The sequence below is a fragment of the Longicatena caecimuris genome (assembly GCF_004341945.1).
Lineage (GTDB): Bacteria > Bacillota_I > Bacilli_A > Erysipelotrichales > Erysipelotrichaceae > Longicatena > Longicatena caecimuris.
Window position 1 is genome coordinate 19,082 of record NZ_SMBP01000027.1, and the last position, 15,895, is coordinate 34,976.

A 15,895-nucleotide genomic window follows, 5' to 3' on the forward strand; every position below is an offset into this window, starting at 1 on the left:
GGTGATGATATGGATTTCTTACTAGATGTAGTGGCACAAGGCCTTGCCTATGGCATATTGGCCATCGGTGTGTTACTGACCTATCAAGTATTGGATTATGCGGATTTGACGGTAGAAGGAAGCTTTCCCTTAGGCGCAGCAGTAGGAGCAATCTTTATTACCCAAGGATGGAATCCTTTTGTTGTCCTCATCGCTGCTTTCATTGCCGGGGTACTAGCTGGGTATGCGACCGGAATCCTCCATGTGAAATTTCGCATATCCTCCTTATTAAGCGGTATACTGGTCATGACTGCTTTATACTCTATCAACCTTATTGTCGCAGGTAATTCCAGTTTGATTCCTTTATTCTCTTATGATACGATATTTACCTATGGAAATGCAATTGCGGATATGGTAGGCGGCACCATGGGAGAATGGATCATGAAACTTTGGCCTGTAATCATTCTCCTTGTACTGGTCCTCCTTATGAAGCTGCTAATAGATTGGTTCTTACAAACCAAATATGGATTCTTAATGAGAATAGCCGGAGATAATCCACAATTGATTGCCACCTTAGGAAAAGATATCGGTTGGATCAAAATGAATGGACTGGCCTTAAGCAATGGGTATGCCGCCGTTTCCGGTGCTTTAATTTCACAGTTTCTGCGCTCCTTTACCGCAGATCTGGGTACTGGCATGATTGTCTTAGGCTTAGCCAGCGTCATCATGGGAATCACCTTATTTAAACGCTCCCGCTTCATTGGCTTTACTACCAGCGTTGTGCTTGGTGCCATCGTTTATCGTTTTGCCATTGCCGCTGCCTTAAATGCCGGATTTCCATCGACGTATCTGCGTTTGATCATGTCGATTATCTTCATCCTGGTATTGATTCTTGGCAATGGAGTGATGGCAAAATTCTTTCATCGCTCGATAAAAAATTGAGGTGACGATATGTTAAAATTAGAACACATAAAAAAGACCTTCAACAAAGGAAGTGCAAATGAGGTCGTTCTGTTTACAGATTTGAATGTTGCAATTGAAGATGGAGAATTTGTGACGATCATTGGTTCCAATGGCAGTGGTAAATCTACTTTCTTTAATATCATTAGTGGCAATATCCTGCAAGACAGTGGAAAAATCAGCTTTCAGAAGCAAGATATTTCCAAGGTTCCCGAACATAAACGCTCCCAATATATCGGACGTGTTTTTCAAGACCCGCAAAAAGGAACAGCACCTTCTTTAACCATCTTACAAAATATGGCGATGGCTTATAATAAAGGGAAAGCCTTTGGTTTAACAAAAGGTGTTGATCGTTCCTTAATCCCTTTATTTAAGGAAGAATTAACAAATATGCAATTAGGCTTAGAAGATAAGCTGGAAGTCTTAGTAGGCGCTTTATCCGGTGGGCAGCGCCAAGCTTTATCCTTATTAATGGCAACCTTAATTAAACCGGAAGTACTACTATTGGATGAGCATACGGCTGCACTTGATCCCAAAACAAGTGATTTGATCATTCATCTGACAGATAAAATCGTAAAAGAAAAGAAGATGACGACGATTATGATCACTCATAATCTAAAACATGCCATCACATATGGAGATCGTTTATTAATGTTCCATAAGGGAGATATCATATTAGACATTAAAGGTGAAGAAAAGAAAACCTTAACTGTTGAGAAATTGATAGAGAAATTTAACTCTTTAAATATGATTGATGCCCTAGATGATGAATTAGCATTCAGTGCCCAATAAAAATAAGAGTATTAGCATATAAAAAACGGCTGTTTTTAAAGTGAAAAGAACCCTTTCCTTTGGTTGTTCAAAGAATTGGGTTTCCTTCACATAGCGACAGCCTTTTTCTATATGCAGTAAGATTATCCTTACGGTTTTACTTTTAGAAAACCATCCTATATTCGTAAGCGTATAGCTAAGCCCCTATTTCACCGTCATATGCATGGTACTTCATTTATTCAGAAAGTATTAAGGTTTTAGAAAGAAAGCGTTACCTTTTTCGTAAGTATTCTTCGTTATACTTTAACTTAACGAAGGAGATGAAATTATGCGTAAGAAAACTTTAAAATACATGATTGTGACGGTTGGAACTTTGCTCATTGCCACACGGCTATTCCAACAGAAAGCTCCTGCCTATGATAAGTGTGAAGTCATCCTTGATGCAGGGCATGGCGGACAGGACAGCGGTGCGGTGTATGGTGGATTCATGGAGAAAGATTTTAATCTTGAAATGGCACATGAAGTGCGCCGATGCTTAGAGCAAAAAGGAATTAAAGTTCATATGACACGCTATAAAGATGAAGCCTTAGGTGAAAATGAACTTAGCGATTTAAAGCGTCGGGTACAACTTGCCAATCATACTTCCTGCAAATACTTTGTTTCCTTGCACGCGAACGCCTCGAACAATCATCTGGCACATGGCTTTGAAATCTATACAAACAAAAAAGGAACTGCTTTAGCAAACGCTGTATCTGCTGCTCTAGCTACACAAAAAGACATCCGCAATAATGGTGTATTTGATGGTAATCGTTTGTATGTAGTACGCAATACCTTAATGAATTCCATCCTAATTGAAGTCGGTTATCTAGATCAAACAACAGATAAACAAATTCTAAATCATCCCGACAAACGAAAAGCTCTTGCCAAACTGATTGCTGAAGGCATTTTCCAAGAAATGAAGAATTGCGATTAGGCGAAACGATCTAACGCCATATAAAAAATACATAGCATAAAAAAAGGAGAAACGCTTCTCCTTAATCTCTATGCGGTGTATCTATGCGAGCAAAGAAGCTCAAGGCGTATAAACCACATACACCTACAACTGCATAGATGATTCTGGATAATACAGATCCTGTTCCAAACAAGGCATCTACCAGATTAAAATCTAAAAATCCAATAAGACCCCAGTTAACAGCTCCAACAATTACCAGAGAAAGAGCTATATAATTCAATGCTTTCATGTTTATTCAGCCTCCTTGTTCATAGTATGCTCAACACATCCCTTTTTATACATCATCAAATTGCGGTTATTTTGGCAATACCTTTTTCATAAATTTCTGTTATGATTAAGGCAGAAGATAAGAAAGCTGGTGTCATCATGCAAAAACTTGATGCAAAGACAAGAATCCTCTTCACGGAAGGAACCGATCCACGCGTTTTACATGCCGCCCAAAAATTAATTGATAAAAACGTGCTACACCCGATTGTTTATGGAAAACGGGATCGCATTAAAGAAGTAGCGAGTAAAGAACATTTAGATATCCGTAAACTGGAAATCCTTGATCCGGATGCGTTTGCCGATAAAGAACAGATGCTATTGCGAATGCTGGAACTGCGCAAAGGAAAAGCAGATCGCAAAATGGCAGAGGAATGGATACAAAAGGATACGTATTTTTGTACAATGTATGTTGAAATGGGGTATGCCGATGGCTTACTTGGCGGTTCTACCAATTCTACTGCAGATACCTTACGTCCCATTATGCAATTGGTAAAAACGAAGCCCGGTTGTAGTTTTATGTCCAGTTGTTTTCTAATGCTAAAAAAAGAACAGCGCCTAATTTTTGCAGATTGTTCCATGAATCGCAATCCCAATGTTGATCAATTGGTGGAAATCACATTGCAAAGTGCTGAAAGTGCAAAAGCTTTCGGCTTAACGCCAAAAGTGGCACTCCTATCCTATTCTAGTAAAGGAAGTGGCAGTGGTATTGATGTTGACCTAGTACATGAAACCGCCATACGTCTTTCTCATATGCCCTTGGATTATATTGTCGATGGTGAGTTACAGGTAGATTGTGCATTAAACCCTCAAGTGGCAGAGCTAAAAGCACCTAACAGCCCCATCAAAGGAGAAGCCAATGTACTGATCTTTCCTGATTTGAATTCCGGCAATATCGGATATAAGCTTGTTGCTAATTTAGGAGGCTATGAGGCATTAGGACCTATTTTGCAAGGCGTTCGTTTGCCAATGAATGACTTATCCCGTTCTGCCAGCATAGATGAAATATATAAAATGGCAATCATTACCGCTATGCAAAAAGAACGTTGATGATTTCCCGAAAAATTATAATGAGCACTTGAAAGATAATAGAATTTCAAAACACGTTTTTATGCACTCTGCCAAGCTTGATCAAAATGCTGAAATAGCAACATTAATTATGCTTTCGATAAATTAGAGAATTATCGTCATGTTCATTGCGAAATGTTTAACTAAAAACAAAAAAGAAAGCCAGACCAAAGTCTGACTTACCATAACCTGTGGACAATGTTATTCTCCCGAAGGACCGTTTTTAGGTTCCCTTTCATCAGGATAATACTTTAGATTGGCATTGGTCCACTGATTATTACCGGCATCCTTTTTGGCCGGTTTTTTATTTGTGGCTGGTTTTGCTTTCTGCTTTTTCATATTCTCACCTCAGTCGCTAGTAGCGTGGATGCTTATCGCTGATTCTATGTATATAGCTAACAAAAAAAATGACACAAAGCATAACCGTCAGAGCACAGACACAAAATATCCATTTCAATGCGATATAATCTGCCAAAGGTCCAAACACTACAGTGCCTAAAGGCAACGCACAGGCATTTATGATCTGTACAGCACCAAATACCCTACCTTGTAAGAAAGATTCTACATGCTCTTGCAGATACGTTTGATAAGACGTTTGAAAACAAGGCATACATATGCCTATCAGAAAATTAGCACCTAAATACACTGCAAAATTAACGGCCATTCCTAATACCAACATGAATGCACCATAAACAAAAGTTGAGTATAGCAGCATTGTAATATGCCTTTGGCGATGTCCCCAGATGCTCATCAAGACACCGCCAACAACAGCACCTAAGGCAAACATCATTTCGCTGATAGAAAGAGCATATACGGTTCCATGAAAATTACGTGCAACCAATAACGGTGTCATAAAAGCAGCAGGTGATATAAATACCATAACAAAGAAGATAAAGAGCAGCAGCTTAGACAGCATGTCATGATGTCTTATATACTGCCATCCTTCTTTCATCATCTGCATCGTCTTTTTCTTGTTTGCGTTTAGCTTTTGTGAATCCACCCTTACCAACAGCATAATGCCATTGCCAATGAGGGCAGTTATCACATCAAGGAAAAAAGCTATTTCTAAAGGCATAAGTGTTAACAGCAGCCCACTGATGATAGGAGATAAAAACATCATCAGCGAATTAATAACACTATATATACTATTTATCTGCAGTAAATGCTCCTGTGGCACTAGCTGTGGCAATAAAGCATTTACAGCCGGCATTTGGATACCACTTCCTGCAGAGCGGATAAGTAAAACAACATACAGCATCCACATTTCCTGATAGCCTGTTAAAAATGCCATAGCGACGATCCATGTGGAAAACGCAATTATACCATCGCTCCACATAATCAAATTACGCCGCGAAAAACGATCTGCTAACACCCCTGCAAACATGGATATCAACATTTGCGGAACATAACCACAAATCGTAGCAACACTCATCATAACACCGGATTTGCTTTGCAGAGTAATTTGCCAGATGATTGCAAATTGAACGATACTGGATCCAAATAATGAAATTGTTTGGGCACTTAAAAATTTAATACTATTCTGTTTCCATAATTGCATAATCATACTCCCTTTTTATAAGATACAAAACATAAAGAAAAGACTTCGCCTTGTTAAAAAAATTCGCGTAAGTCTTTATCATGTGAAACAGCATATTATTTTTATATGACGAAAAAAACAAAGAACTTTGTTTATTGACCGATACTATCTATTTTTAAGACAACGGCTTCGCACAACACTGTTTTCACTGCGAAGCCCTCTGCTCTTCGATGCTTTTTGAATACCCGATACAGCATTCTGCTCACCGCCTTTCTTTTTTATTATAAAGATAATTTTTATCCTCGTCAATCAAGGTTTTGCACTTTCAATAAACCAGCGAGTTCTCTCTAGAAATAAATTACGTTCAACCCCTGCTATACGACAGCGATATAAGATGCCACATCCTCCTACCTGTGATGCTGACTTGCGGATTTCCAATACCCGATCAATTGGATATTCCATGCCATTGTCCCATATCATGACCTTGGGTATCAGATTGCCATAGCGATCATGTAAAGTCAATACATCCACATAGCGCTTATACAGTTTCATCATACTTAAAAGAAGGATACCGGATGAATCACATGTTCTTCCTTAGGATTAAATTCTGAGAGATCCGGTGTCAGCAATGTTACACAGCGTCGCACTTTCGCAAAACCAAAACGATTGCGTATCTGATCAATACTGATTTCTAATTGCTTCTGGCGCTGTCGCTCTTCTTCACTGGTAAATAAATTTAATTGTGTAAGTGCTTGATCATCCTCAATGCCACTTACACTTACTCCTATCGTTCGCAACGGTTGTTCAAAAGTATAATTTTCTTTTAATAACTGCAATACGACCAGCATGATTTCCTGCGCAATATTGGTAGCTTGCATGATCTTACGCTGTCTTGAAAACCAGGATAATTCTTTATTGCGCAAAGAAATGCTGATTACATTTCCCCTCAATCCACTGTCACGCATTCTTGAAGCTACGGATTCAACTAAAACATAATAAATAATCTTCGCTTCCTCAAAGGTATTGATATCTCTTGGAGCCGTAATGGCATTCCCTACGGATTTTACCGGCTCTTTCGCTCCACTCAATGCCACTTCGGAAATATCTTCGCCATTCGCAAACCACCAGATAAGCTCTCCCATCTTGCCAAAATGATCTTTCATCCATCCCTTTGATAAATTAGCCAAATCACCAATCGTATCAATACCATAATAACGCAGTTTCTTTTTGGTAGCTCTGCCCACATAAAATAAATCTTCTACCGGCAATGGCCAAACCAGTGTCTGATAATTATCCTTGCGAATTTCCACAAGCCCCATTGGCTTTTGCATATCGGAACCAAGTTTCGCAAAAATCTTATTATAACTGACTCCGATGGAAACGCTTAATCCTATTTCCTGCCATACTCGCTTCTGAATCTCTTGCGCAATCGCTTTTCCGCTGCCAAATAAAGAAATCGATTGTGTCAAATCAATCCATGCTTCATCTAAACCAAAAGATTCCACTTTATCCGTGTATGCCCGATAAATGTCCTTTACCTGCTCCGTATAATACATATAAGCTTCATAATCCGGATGTATGATTTTCAACTGCGGACATTTTGCATAAGCCTCACGTAAAGATTCACCTGTTTTAATATGATAAGCTTTTGCCATATCATTCTTTGCTAAAATTATGCCATGGCGAGCCTCTTCATGACCACCGACCGCCATCGGTATCTTTCGCAGCTCCGGATGTCGCATTTCCTCAATTTGCGCATAACAATGGTTGATATCGCTGTGTAAAATCACACGTTCCTGCATATTATCCCGCCTTTCGCATTTATTATACCTCTTTTGTTCCACTTTTCAATAAAATTTGGAACATTGGATAACTTTTCCTCTCATTATTATATCAAGTGTTCCAAAAACTTGTCACAAATGAAAAGTTATGGTAAACTAAAGTAAAGTGAGGTGCACGCTATGACATTAAGTGAACTGATTCGTTATTATCGTGCTAGTGAGCATCTGAGTCTGGAAGCTATAGGAGATTATGTCGGTGTAGCAAAATCCACTGTTAAACGATGGGAATCCGGGGAATCAAAAAACATACCTCAGGCGAAACTGGAAAAACTCTCGGAATTATTTGGCATTAATGTAGAGGCATGCCTAAACAACCAGATAAAACCTATTTTGGGATATGTGAAAGCCGGTTATGATTTATTTGCACAAGAAAATCTACTTGGTTATGAAGAGGTGACACGCAAAGAAGCCAGACAAGGTGATTATTATTTAAAAGTACAAGGGGATTCCATGAACGGATCGCGCATTTATGATGGAGATTTGGTTTATGTGAAAAGCTGTAGCGATGTCAATAGTGGAGAGATTGCTGTTGTTTTAGTCGATCGACAAGAAGTTACGATTAAAAAGATTATTAAAAAAGAAGACTCTTTACTATTAGTCGCCAGCAATCCTACTTATGAACCTCGTTTATTTCATGGAGAAGATCTTCGCAATGGACGTATTCAAATCTTAGGCAAAGTGCTCCACTCAAAAATACAATTCTAAATTTCCTATACATATAGTATAACTACCGTATAAAGCAGTTACCTCTTGTCAATAATCTAAACAGGAGGTTTTTATTATGTATGCAATTCGCAGTAAACGCACCCATCGTTTTTTTGCAGGCGTAGATACACATACCGGCATTCACAGCTCTCACCATCTGCGCATGGATGAAATTCCCCTTTTATTTCTAAATGAAGAGCTTGCCCGCATTGAATTATTAATGCATCACATGAGCCCTTCCGCTTATGATATCGTAAAAATAAAGCTGGAAATTGAAGAGCCGATTTCCTCATAGAAGAAATTCCCACCGGAATTTCTTTTTCATTTTTAACAAAATAAGCTATAATAAAACCAAGGTGGTGATGATATGTATCGCATTATGGTAATTGAAGATAACGATAAAATACGTAATGAGCTTTGTGATTTTTTAAGTAAAAACGGATATGAGGCCTTTGGTCCTGCCGAATTTGATCATTTACTGGAAGATATTCATCAGCAGAAGCCAGATTTACTACTGCTAGATCTAAACCTTCCTGTCGTAGACGGCCATTTTATATGCCGCGAAGTACGTAAGAACAGTGAACTCCCTATCATGATCGTCACAAGTCGTGATTCTGATATGGATGAATTAATCAGCATGAATCTTGGTGCCGATGATTTTGTGACAAAACCATATAACCTGCAAATTCTATTAGCAAGAATTTCCCGTATCTTACAGCGTTCCTATGAGCACGCTTCCAGCAACCAATTGATGATTCATGATATCGTCTTAGATATATCCAAAAGCACCCTCAATTGGAAAGGCAACAGTGTTGATTTAACAAAAAATGAATTACGCATCATGCATTGTCTGTTTCAAAATAAAAATAAGATTGTTTCCCGCAATGAGTTGATGCAGCATATGTGGGATTGTGATCTGTTTGTTGATGATAACACCTTAACGGTCAATATTAACCGCCTGCGTAAGAAATTGGAATATCTGCGATTGGATGATTTGATTCAGACAAAACGTGGTATGGGATACATTATTTATGAAGATTAAAGATTATTTATTTGAGAAACTATATTTCATCTTGTTAGGCTTATTGACCTATGCCATTATCGTGCTATTTCTTTATGGCATAGGAAATAATACGCAGGCCATCATGGTTGTATCTCTATTATATTGGGGCATGCTGCTGGCAATCCTCATCATTGAATATGTACGCCGTGCATCTTTTTATCAACGTTTGTTAGATACCGCACAATCCTTAGATGAAAAATATTTGCTTACTGAAATGATGGAAGAGCCCTTATTCTTAGATGGTAAAATTCTTATGGAAGTATTGCATGAGGTAGATAAATCGATGGCTGATCATGTCAACCTTTATCGTAGTGCACAAGCCGATTATAAAGATTATATTGAGATGTGGGTTCATGAAATTAAAACCCCACTTGCCGCAGCAAAATTGGTGATTTCTAATAATCCATCCGCCATTACCGATAGTTTACATGAAGAAATAGAAAAAGTAGAAAGCTTTGTAGAACAAGCACTTTTCTATGCCCGCAGCACATCAGTAGAAAAGGATTATCTGATTAAAGAATTATCGCTACAAGAATGTATATCCAAGATTTTACGCAAGCATTCTAAAATATTTATCTTACAGAAAATCAGCGTAGAATTATCAAATCTTGACCAAATCGTATATAGTGATAATAAATGGCTGGAATTTATTCTCGAACAAATCATTTTAAATGCTATCAAATACATGGATAAAGAAGAAAAAACATTGCACATTTATGCAGAGCGGAAAGAAAATACGATCCACCTGCATATTCAGGATAATGGCATCGGTATTTGTCCAAGTGATATTTCACGCATCTTTGAACGGGGATTTACTGGTAAAAATGGCCGAATAAATGAGAAAGCAACCGGTATGGGGCTATATTTATGTAAGAGTTTATGCGATAAACTATATTTGGGTATACATGCCGCTTCTTCAGAAGGTGAAGGCACTACTATAACATTGGATTTTCCCATTAGTACATTGATGCTGTTAAAGTAATTAATTTTTTATAAATTTTATCTAGAAGCCTTTAATATAAGGCTTTTTATTGTATAATATGTCGGAATATCTATGGTAAAATATACAAATTTCTGCTAGTATGAACATACAGGGAGGGAGAACTATGAACACAAGTGAAAAAAACAGTTATCTGATTATCTATGTTCTGCTTGACTTTGTCCGCTATGTAAAAGAATTGGAAAAAGCTGCTACGACAGAAGAAGAGCAAAAACGTATTCATGAACAGTGCGACCTTTTACAAAATTATTGTGGATTGTATCTGAAGCAGACACTTGGTGAACGTGAAGTTTCTATTTTTCTAAAAGAAATTCAAGATCTGCTAGCCTAGCTGTGGTAAGCAGATAAAAAGCTACAGAACGCTTTGTTTTAAACGGGGCATCTGTAGCATTTTTCTTGAAGGATAACGGTTTGCTTTTATACTATGCATTTCTTTATGATATGATAACTGCGTTTTTTTATATACGTTTCTTATATGTGAGGATACATACGTTTTCGTATCTGCCTCTTTCTTTTATAAGATAATGCATTTACATATCTGTCCACAACAAAGCTCATAAGAGATGTGTGTGGAAGATGATAAAAATGCTAACTTACAGAAATGTAAGTATATTGTAATACACATCCATGGCGTAGCAGACACAGATAACGTAAAATATGAGTGTACCATGGAGGTGATGATATGAAAACATTATGGAATCATCGAATCGAAGGCTGTATTTTATGTATGGCGATACTCTTATTTCTACAGACTCTGCTGCCACCATTTTTACATACCGGCATTTACTGGTGTCTGTTCTTCTTATTTCTTATGACCATACTATTATATCGACTTAATGCCATCCATGAGCATTTGCATAAATAAAGGAGGAGCTTATGAAACCTGTATTAGTTGTAGATAAAATTCAAAAATATTATGGAAATCGCGGTAACATAACAAAAGCAGTTGATAATATCAGCTTTTCTGTTGAACATGGGGAATTTGTTGGTGTGATGGGACCCAGTGGTTCTGGAAAGACGACACTGTTAAACTGTATCTCTACCATCGACACGGTAACCAGTGGTCACATTTTTATCAATGATTCTGATATTACAACATTGAAAAAAGGTGACTTAAGCAAATTTCGTCGTGAAGAATTGGGCTTTATTTTCCAAGACTTTAATCTGTTAGATACTTTAAATGCTTATGAAAATATTGCTTTAGCATTGACCATCCAAAAAGTGAAACCAGATACGATTGATAAACGTATCAAAGAAGTAGCTCATAAATTAAATATTCTTGATGTTTTACAAAAATATCCTTACCAGATGTCCGGCGGTCAAAAACAACGTGTCGCAAGTGCCCGAGCATTAATCACCAATCCAAGCTTGATATTGGCAGATGAACCAACAGGTGCTTTAGATTCCAAATCCAGTCGTATGCTATTAGATACTATGGAACATTTAAATCAAGAATTTAACGCAACCATCATGATGGTAACCCACGATGCGTTCACCGCATCCTATGCACATCGTATTTTATTTATCAAGGATGGTAAGATTTTCAACGAACTTCATCGTGGTAATGACACGCGCAAAGCATTTTTCTCCCGTATTATGGAAGTTGTCACACTATTGGGAGGTGACATTAGTAATGTACTTTAGACTTGCCCTGCGCAATGTCCGAAAAAGTTATAAAGACTTCCTCATATATTTCTTGACCTTAGCCTTTTCTGTCTGTCTGTTCTATATGTTTAATTCCTTTCAAGAACAACAGGCAGTCATGGAGGTCAGTCAATCACAGATGGAAATGATTAAAATTCTGGTTTATACCATGAAATATCTTTCCATCTTTATTGCTATTGTCTTAGCCTTTCTTATTTTATACGCAAATAACTTTTTGATTCGGCGCAGAAAAAAAGAACTTGGTTTATATATGCTACTTGGAATGCCAAAAAACAAAATATCCCGTGTCTTGGTGTATGAAACATTTATTATCGGTATCTTATCCTTGTTTACCGGCATGCTTATCGGCATCTTTCTTTCCCAAATCCTGACAAGCGTCACCGCCAATTTATTTGAGGTTTCTTTAGATTATCATTTTATCTACTCAAATAATGCCACTATATTAACCATTTTCTCCTTTAGTATCATCTTTTTTATTGTCATGTTGTTTAATACCTTCATTTTGAACCGCTATAAACTGATAGACTTAGTAAGAGCAGAACACATCATTGAACACATGCACATTAAAAAGGTTTATTTATCTTTTACGCTATTTATCCTTTCCCTAGCCATACTCGCTTTTACATATCATAAGGCTTTATATGAAAAAAGTCTGATACTTTCCTTCGATCATCTACCAACCATCATCCTCTATGGCAGCATAGGAACTTTCTTATTTTTCATGTCTTTGGCTGGCTTTCTGATAACAATTATCAAACGATTTCATACTATTTATTTAAAAAACTTAAATATCTTTATTCTGAACCAGATCAATGCCAAAATAAATTCAAACTATATTTCAATGAGCATTGTTTGCATCATGCTGTTAATAAGTATCGGGGCATTATCTACCGGCTGGAACATGAATGCAACCATTAATAAGAGTATACGTAATGTGACCCCTTTTGATTATTCCTTATCTTTACAATATCCATGGGGAAAACATCTTAAACAAATGAACAACGAGCAATTTCAAGCAGTTATTGATAAACTTGGAATAAGCGATGATCCTAATATACAGGAAACAAGAATCACTAGCATGTATATGACAAAACTGCAAAGTGATGTGCATTCCTTCAGTAAATATGTAAGCGATAAAGAACTGCGCAATCTTATAAATACGAATGAATTAAATACTTCTATACTGGTGGTTCCCCTTAGTGACTTTAATTATGTTTTAGAAAAAACCGGGAATTCTAAACTTCATTTGAAATCAAATGAAACTTATCTTTATACGACCATGGCTTTGTTTGATCAAGCTGTTTCTGATATTCTTGCTTCTCATCCTACTATTCAGTTATATAATACTCCACTAACGATAATTAATGATACTTATGAAGCTGTTTCCATGTACACCTCCAGCAATATCGGATATGATACCTTTGTTTTTATCATACGGGATGAGCTTATTCCCTCAAATGCGATTCCCTATGTAAAAGCTTGGAATGTTGAATTAAAAGACCCTACCAAGGAAACTGCATTTGATCAAATGGTAAATCAAAAATTACATACAAAAAGTGCTAAGCACTATCCTTTTCAAGGACGTTCAGCGCAAATAGTTAAAGAAGCCAATAAAGGCATGTCGGTGATATTTACTTATATTGGTTTATATCTTGGCATCGTCTTTATGATTGCTAGTGCCATCATCCTAGCACTTCAACAGTTATCACAGGCAAATGATAATAAAAAACACTATGCGATATTAACCAAGATTGGTACAGATCAGAAAATGTTAAATCGTTCTATCTTTTTACAAATCAGTATATACTTTCTCCTGCCATTATTATTAGCACTCTTACATAGTTTTATCGGTATTCAAGTCGTAAATGAATTAGTTTTATTATTCGGTAAAAGTGATATCCTTATCCCTTCTTTCTATACAGCGTGTATTATCACACTTATCTATGGATCTTATTTTGCCATTACTTATATCGGATATAAAAATATTTTACGTTCATAATGTCATATTTGTTTTATAAACTATGAAATGTATCAATATTCTTGTATTGCTAAAAATAATTTCTTTTTATGATAAAGACCTCTTTTCTCGCACCCTTTACTTGTAATCGTATGAAATACTGAATGGGTATATATGGGATAATAACGATTTAGCGGCTTATGATAAAATGCTGAGTTTAGGGGGTTTTTACATACAACGAAAAGGCGAGCTCTTCCTACAAAAAGCTTGCCTTTTATTAATATTCATAAAGAACTTATAGCATAAAAGAAGGACTAACACTTAAATAAAATCGCAATAATATGAAAGAGAGACTGATTCTATTCTCATTTTATTTTTATAATACTTAGAGATACTAATCTCCTGCTATCTTTCTTGACTAGACAATTTATACTACTTCTGTATTATTGAGACGTAACCAGTCTTTTCAATCAATTGCTGGCCTTCATCTGATTGTATCCAATTGATCAATCGCATAAGATTTTTATTTTCATTCCCCTTTACATAAACCGCATAAAACGGACTTGTAATAGGGTAGATATCATCACGTATATGTTCTACCGTTGGGGCGACTCCATCAATCTGTAAGAGCTTGATTTTATTACTTTTTTTCATTGCCTGTGTATAAAAACGGAAAGAATACCCTATTGCATTATCCCGATTTTCATATTCAGCTGTTACGGAAATAATTGCCCCCATACCTGCAGGCACATCCTTTGTCATAGGTTTCATGATTGATTGACCATTCATAAACCGAATCAACGCTGATTGAGAACCACTGCCTTCAGGACGTTGGAAAGCACGAATCTTTTCATCCTTTCCCCCTACCTCTTTCCAATTAGTTATCTTTCCACTATAGATATCCCGAATTTGTTTACTGCTCAAATTTGTTACGGGATTATCTTTATTCACAAAAAAGACAAATGCTTCCTTACCAATCGGAACCTTAACCAATTCTTCCTTTTGCTTTTTAAACATTTCCTCCTGTTTTGACGAAGGAGCAGCCACAAAAATAAGATCTGTTTTCTTCTCTAATAGACGTTCATAGGCGGTAGGTGTTGTTGTGCAGCTAACGATTTCACTAACGTATGGATCATACTCATCCTTAGGATAAAGCGCTTGTACAAAGGATGCATAGACCGGATATAAGGCAGTAGCACCATCCAAACGAACAAGTTCATCTTTTATTTGAAATTGACTTTCCTTATTCAAAGTAGCTATTTTATAACTGTGAAATGGTTTATATTCACTGAGATTCACTTCTGTACCCTTAATTTCATAACGATTTTCCCACATATCGTAGCCAAATGTAGCTAACAGAATCACAATGCATGATAAAAATGGTACTACCATAAAAAGCTGCTTACGAAAAGATAACCAGGCATGGCGTCGATAACGATAAAGAACCATTAACCATATATATACATATAGGATCAACACTGCTACAATGAGAAGGTATTCAATAAAAGGATGTGTCGTAGTCCATACGATACTTAAAAGAAAGATATATACAAATGGTAAAGTAAATAGCGTCGCAAGACACAAAGCTCCTATCAATACTAATATCATAGTTAGCTCCCTTCTGCTTTTGCAAGCTTTTTTTTATTTTCGATAAACCAATAGGACATAGCAGTAGAAACATAAAAATCTGAGAATAGGAAAGATTTAATAAGGTGCAGCTGTTATCATCAATTTTATTATATCGGATATATGCTTAAAGACAAGGTAAATTAAGAAAGGTTTAGATTTCCAAAGAAATCACAATATATGATTTCCCCATGAGGAATCTTCAACAAAAGATGTATTGATTATATTAGGAGATGACTAAGTAATAGTACATGATAGGTAAAAGGGTTAGTAAGATTATTTCTGATAAAGCAGAAATAGTACAACTTCTTGTGATGCCATTGGTTTCGCTCACATAAGAAATGTGTTTAGGTTTCTTTCTCTATATAGAAAAAAACCTGTCCTTCTCAGAACAGGTCTTCCTACCTGGCAACGTGCTATCTTTACTGGAGCTCGTCCAGCTATTGT

Annotated in this window: 18 protein-coding genes; 12 read left to right on the forward strand and 6 right to left on the reverse strand. The window is 36.7% G+C overall.

The features are described 5' to 3' along the window. Nucleotides 1-9 precede the first annotated feature (9 nt). The 3 genes from EDD61_RS12565 to EDD61_RS12575 all read left to right on the forward strand — a co-directional run bounded on the left by EDD61_RS12565 (nucleotide 10) and on the right by EDD61_RS12575 (nucleotide 2,683). Nucleotides 10-921, forward strand: a complete 912-nt coding sequence (locus tag EDD61_RS12565; protein WP_008689984.1) for an ABC transporter permease — start codon at nucleotides 10-12, stop codon at nucleotides 919-921. 9 nt (nucleotides 922-930) lie between these two features. After that, nucleotides 931-1,731 (forward strand): ABC transporter ATP-binding protein, encoded by an 801-nt coding sequence (locus EDD61_RS12570; protein ID WP_117548369.1) that lies wholly within the window; start codon nucleotides 931-933, stop codon nucleotides 1,729-1,731. Between the two features lie 307 nt (nucleotides 1,732-2,038). Continuing rightward, nucleotides 2,039-2,683 carry an N-acetylmuramoyl-L-alanine amidase gene (locus tag EDD61_RS12575; RefSeq protein WP_008979656.1) on the forward strand — a complete coding sequence of 215 codons (645 nt, stop codon included), beginning with the start codon at nucleotides 2,039-2,041 and terminating at the stop codon, nucleotides 2,681-2,683. Between the two features lie 61 nt (nucleotides 2,684-2,744). On the opposite strand, the gene EDD61_RS12580 is transcribed toward EDD61_RS12575, so the two are convergent. Further along, nucleotides 2,745-2,951 (reverse strand): DUF378 domain-containing protein, encoded by a 207-nt coding sequence (locus EDD61_RS12580; RefSeq protein WP_008689990.1) that lies wholly within the window; start codon nucleotides 2,949-2,951, stop codon nucleotides 2,745-2,747. 101 nt (nucleotides 2,952-3,052) lie between these two features. Here EDD61_RS12580 and pta point away from each other — a divergent pair, with 101 nt between their 5' ends. Then, nucleotides 3,053-4,036: a phosphate acetyltransferase gene (gene pta, locus EDD61_RS12585; RefSeq protein WP_132225677.1), complete on the forward strand. Its 984-nt coding sequence runs from the start codon at nucleotides 3,053-3,055 to the stop codon at nucleotides 4,034-4,036. Between the two features lie 219 nt (nucleotides 4,037-4,255). Here the strand turns inward: pta and EDD61_RS13865 are convergent, their stop codons facing one another. From EDD61_RS13865 to dinB, 4 genes are all read right to left on the reverse strand, one after another. Further along, nucleotides 4,256-4,393, reverse strand: a complete 138-nt coding sequence (locus EDD61_RS13865; protein WP_008689993.1) for a hypothetical protein — start codon at nucleotides 4,391-4,393, stop codon at nucleotides 4,256-4,258. A gap of 16 nt (nucleotides 4,394-4,409) precedes the next feature. Next, nucleotides 4,410-5,612: an MFS transporter gene (locus EDD61_RS12590; RefSeq protein WP_119983517.1), complete on the reverse strand. Its 1,203-nt coding sequence runs from the start codon at nucleotides 5,610-5,612 to the stop codon at nucleotides 4,410-4,412. A gap of 288 nt (nucleotides 5,613-5,900) precedes the next feature. Continuing rightward, entirely contained in the window at nucleotides 5,901-6,143 is a 243-nt protein-coding gene (locus EDD61_RS12595) for a hypothetical protein (protein WP_226897123.1), read from the reverse strand. 5 nt (nucleotides 6,144-6,148) lie between these two features. Beyond that, the gene (gene dinB / locus EDD61_RS12600; protein WP_117548366.1) at nucleotides 6,149-7,393 is read right to left on the reverse strand and encodes a DNA polymerase IV; all 1,245 of its coding nucleotides are present in this window, start codon (nucleotides 7,391-7,393) and stop codon (nucleotides 6,149-6,151) included. Nucleotides 7,394-7,552: 159 nt separating this feature from the next. Here dinB and EDD61_RS12605 point away from each other — a divergent pair, with 159 nt between their 5' ends. The 8 genes from EDD61_RS12605 to EDD61_RS12640 all read left to right on the forward strand — a co-directional run bounded on the left by EDD61_RS12605 (nucleotide 7,553) and on the right by EDD61_RS12640 (nucleotide 13,864). Continuing rightward, on the forward strand, nucleotides 7,553-8,137 hold the full coding sequence (locus tag EDD61_RS12605; protein ID WP_008690000.1) for a LexA family protein: 585 nt from the start codon (nucleotides 7,553-7,555) through the stop codon (nucleotides 8,135-8,137). 76 nt (nucleotides 8,138-8,213) lie between these two features. Further along, complete coding sequence (locus tag EDD61_RS12610) at nucleotides 8,214-8,432, forward strand: hypothetical protein (RefSeq protein ID WP_008690001.1); 219 nt, start codon at nucleotides 8,214-8,216, stop codon at nucleotides 8,430-8,432. Between the two features lie 72 nt (nucleotides 8,433-8,504). Continuing rightward, nucleotides 8,505-9,179, forward strand: a complete 675-nt coding sequence (locus tag EDD61_RS12615; RefSeq protein ID WP_008690002.1) for a response regulator transcription factor — start codon at nucleotides 8,505-8,507, stop codon at nucleotides 9,177-9,179. Further along, the gene (locus EDD61_RS12620) at nucleotides 9,169-10,182 is read left to right on the forward strand and encodes a sensor histidine kinase (RefSeq protein ID WP_008690003.1); all 1,014 of its coding nucleotides are present in this window, start codon (nucleotides 9,169-9,171) and stop codon (nucleotides 10,180-10,182) included. Before EDD61_RS12615 ends, EDD61_RS12620 begins: the two co-directional genes overlap by 11 nt. Nucleotides 10,183-10,306: 124 nt before the next feature. After that, nucleotides 10,307-10,531 carry a hypothetical protein gene (locus EDD61_RS12625; protein ID WP_008690004.1) on the forward strand — a complete coding sequence of 75 codons (225 nt, stop codon included), beginning with the start codon at nucleotides 10,307-10,309 and terminating at the stop codon, nucleotides 10,529-10,531. Nucleotides 10,532-10,882: 351 nt separating this feature from the next. After that, nucleotides 10,883-11,065: a hypothetical protein gene (locus EDD61_RS12630; RefSeq protein WP_008690005.1), complete on the forward strand. Its 183-nt coding sequence runs from the start codon at nucleotides 10,883-10,885 to the stop codon at nucleotides 11,063-11,065. 11 nt (nucleotides 11,066-11,076) lie between these two features. Next, a complete protein-coding gene (locus EDD61_RS12635) occupies nucleotides 11,077-11,844 on the forward strand; it encodes an ABC transporter ATP-binding protein (protein WP_008690006.1) in 768 nt (255 codons plus the stop codon). Then, entirely contained in the window at nucleotides 11,834-13,864 is a 2,031-nt protein-coding gene (locus tag EDD61_RS12640) for an FtsX-like permease family protein (RefSeq protein ID WP_132225679.1), read from the forward strand. The genes EDD61_RS12635 and EDD61_RS12640 overlap by 11 nt, the downstream gene beginning before the upstream one ends. A gap of 390 nt (nucleotides 13,865-14,254) precedes the next feature. Here EDD61_RS12640 and EDD61_RS12645 read toward each other — a convergent pair whose 3' ends face one another. Next, nucleotides 14,255-15,430 (reverse strand): substrate-binding domain-containing protein, encoded by a 1,176-nt coding sequence (locus tag EDD61_RS12645; protein WP_132225681.1) that lies wholly within the window; start codon nucleotides 15,428-15,430, stop codon nucleotides 14,255-14,257. Nucleotides 15,431-15,895 lie beyond the last annotated feature (465 nt).

Excerpts from the sequence above, each read along its gene's own strand:
- pta (WP_132225677.1), top strand. The coding sequence starts at position 3,053 with ATGATTAAGGCAGAAGATAAGAAAGCTGGTGTCATCATGCAAAAACTT.
- EDD61_RS13865 (WP_008689993.1), bottom strand. The coding sequence starts at position 4,393 with ATGAAAAAGCAGAAAGCAAAACCAGCCACAAATAAAAAACCGGCCAAA.
- EDD61_RS12610 (WP_008690001.1), top strand. The coding sequence starts at position 8,214 with ATGTATGCAATTCGCAGTAAACGCACCCATCGTTTTTTTGCAGGCGTA.
- EDD61_RS12640 (WP_132225679.1), top strand. The coding sequence starts at position 11,834 with ATGTACTTTAGACTTGCCCTGCGCAATGTCCGAAAAAGTTATAAAGAC.
- EDD61_RS12615 (WP_008690002.1), top strand. The coding sequence starts at position 8,505 with ATGTATCGCATTATGGTAATTGAAGATAACGATAAAATACGTAATGAG.
- EDD61_RS12580 (WP_008689990.1), bottom strand. The coding sequence starts at position 2,951 with ATGAAAGCATTGAATTATATAGCTCTTTCTCTGGTAATTGTTGGAGCT.
- EDD61_RS12590 (WP_119983517.1), bottom strand. The coding sequence starts at position 5,612 with ATGCAATTATGGAAACAGAATAGTATTAAATTTTTAAGTGCCCAAACA.
- EDD61_RS12625 (WP_008690004.1), top strand. The coding sequence starts at position 10,307 with ATGAACACAAGTGAAAAAAACAGTTATCTGATTATCTATGTTCTGCTT.
- EDD61_RS12630 (WP_008690005.1), top strand. The coding sequence starts at position 10,883 with ATGAAAACATTATGGAATCATCGAATCGAAGGCTGTATTTTATGTATG.
- EDD61_RS12635 (WP_008690006.1), top strand. The coding sequence starts at position 11,077 with ATGAAACCTGTATTAGTTGTAGATAAAATTCAAAAATATTATGGAAAT.
- EDD61_RS12570 (WP_117548369.1), top strand. The coding sequence starts at position 931 with ATGTTAAAATTAGAACACATAAAAAAGACCTTCAACAAAGGAAGTGCA.
- EDD61_RS12595 (WP_226897123.1), bottom strand. The coding sequence starts at position 6,143 with ATGAAACTGTATAAGCGCTATGTGGATGTATTGACTTTACATGATCGC.
- EDD61_RS12645 (WP_132225681.1), bottom strand. The coding sequence starts at position 15,430 with ATGATATTAGTATTGATAGGAGCTTTGTGTCTTGCGACGCTATTTACT.
- EDD61_RS12565 (WP_008689984.1), top strand. The coding sequence starts at position 10 with ATGGATTTCTTACTAGATGTAGTGGCACAAGGCCTTGCCTATGGCATA.
- EDD61_RS12620 (WP_008690003.1), top strand. The coding sequence starts at position 9,169 with ATGAAGATTAAAGATTATTTATTTGAGAAACTATATTTCATCTTGTTA.
- EDD61_RS12575 (WP_008979656.1), top strand. The coding sequence starts at position 2,039 with ATGCGTAAGAAAACTTTAAAATACATGATTGTGACGGTTGGAACTTTG.
- dinB (WP_117548366.1), bottom strand. The coding sequence starts at position 7,393 with ATGCAGGAACGTGTGATTTTACACAGCGATATCAACCATTGTTATGCG.
- EDD61_RS12605 (WP_008690000.1), top strand. The coding sequence starts at position 7,553 with ATGACATTAAGTGAACTGATTCGTTATTATCGTGCTAGTGAGCATCTG.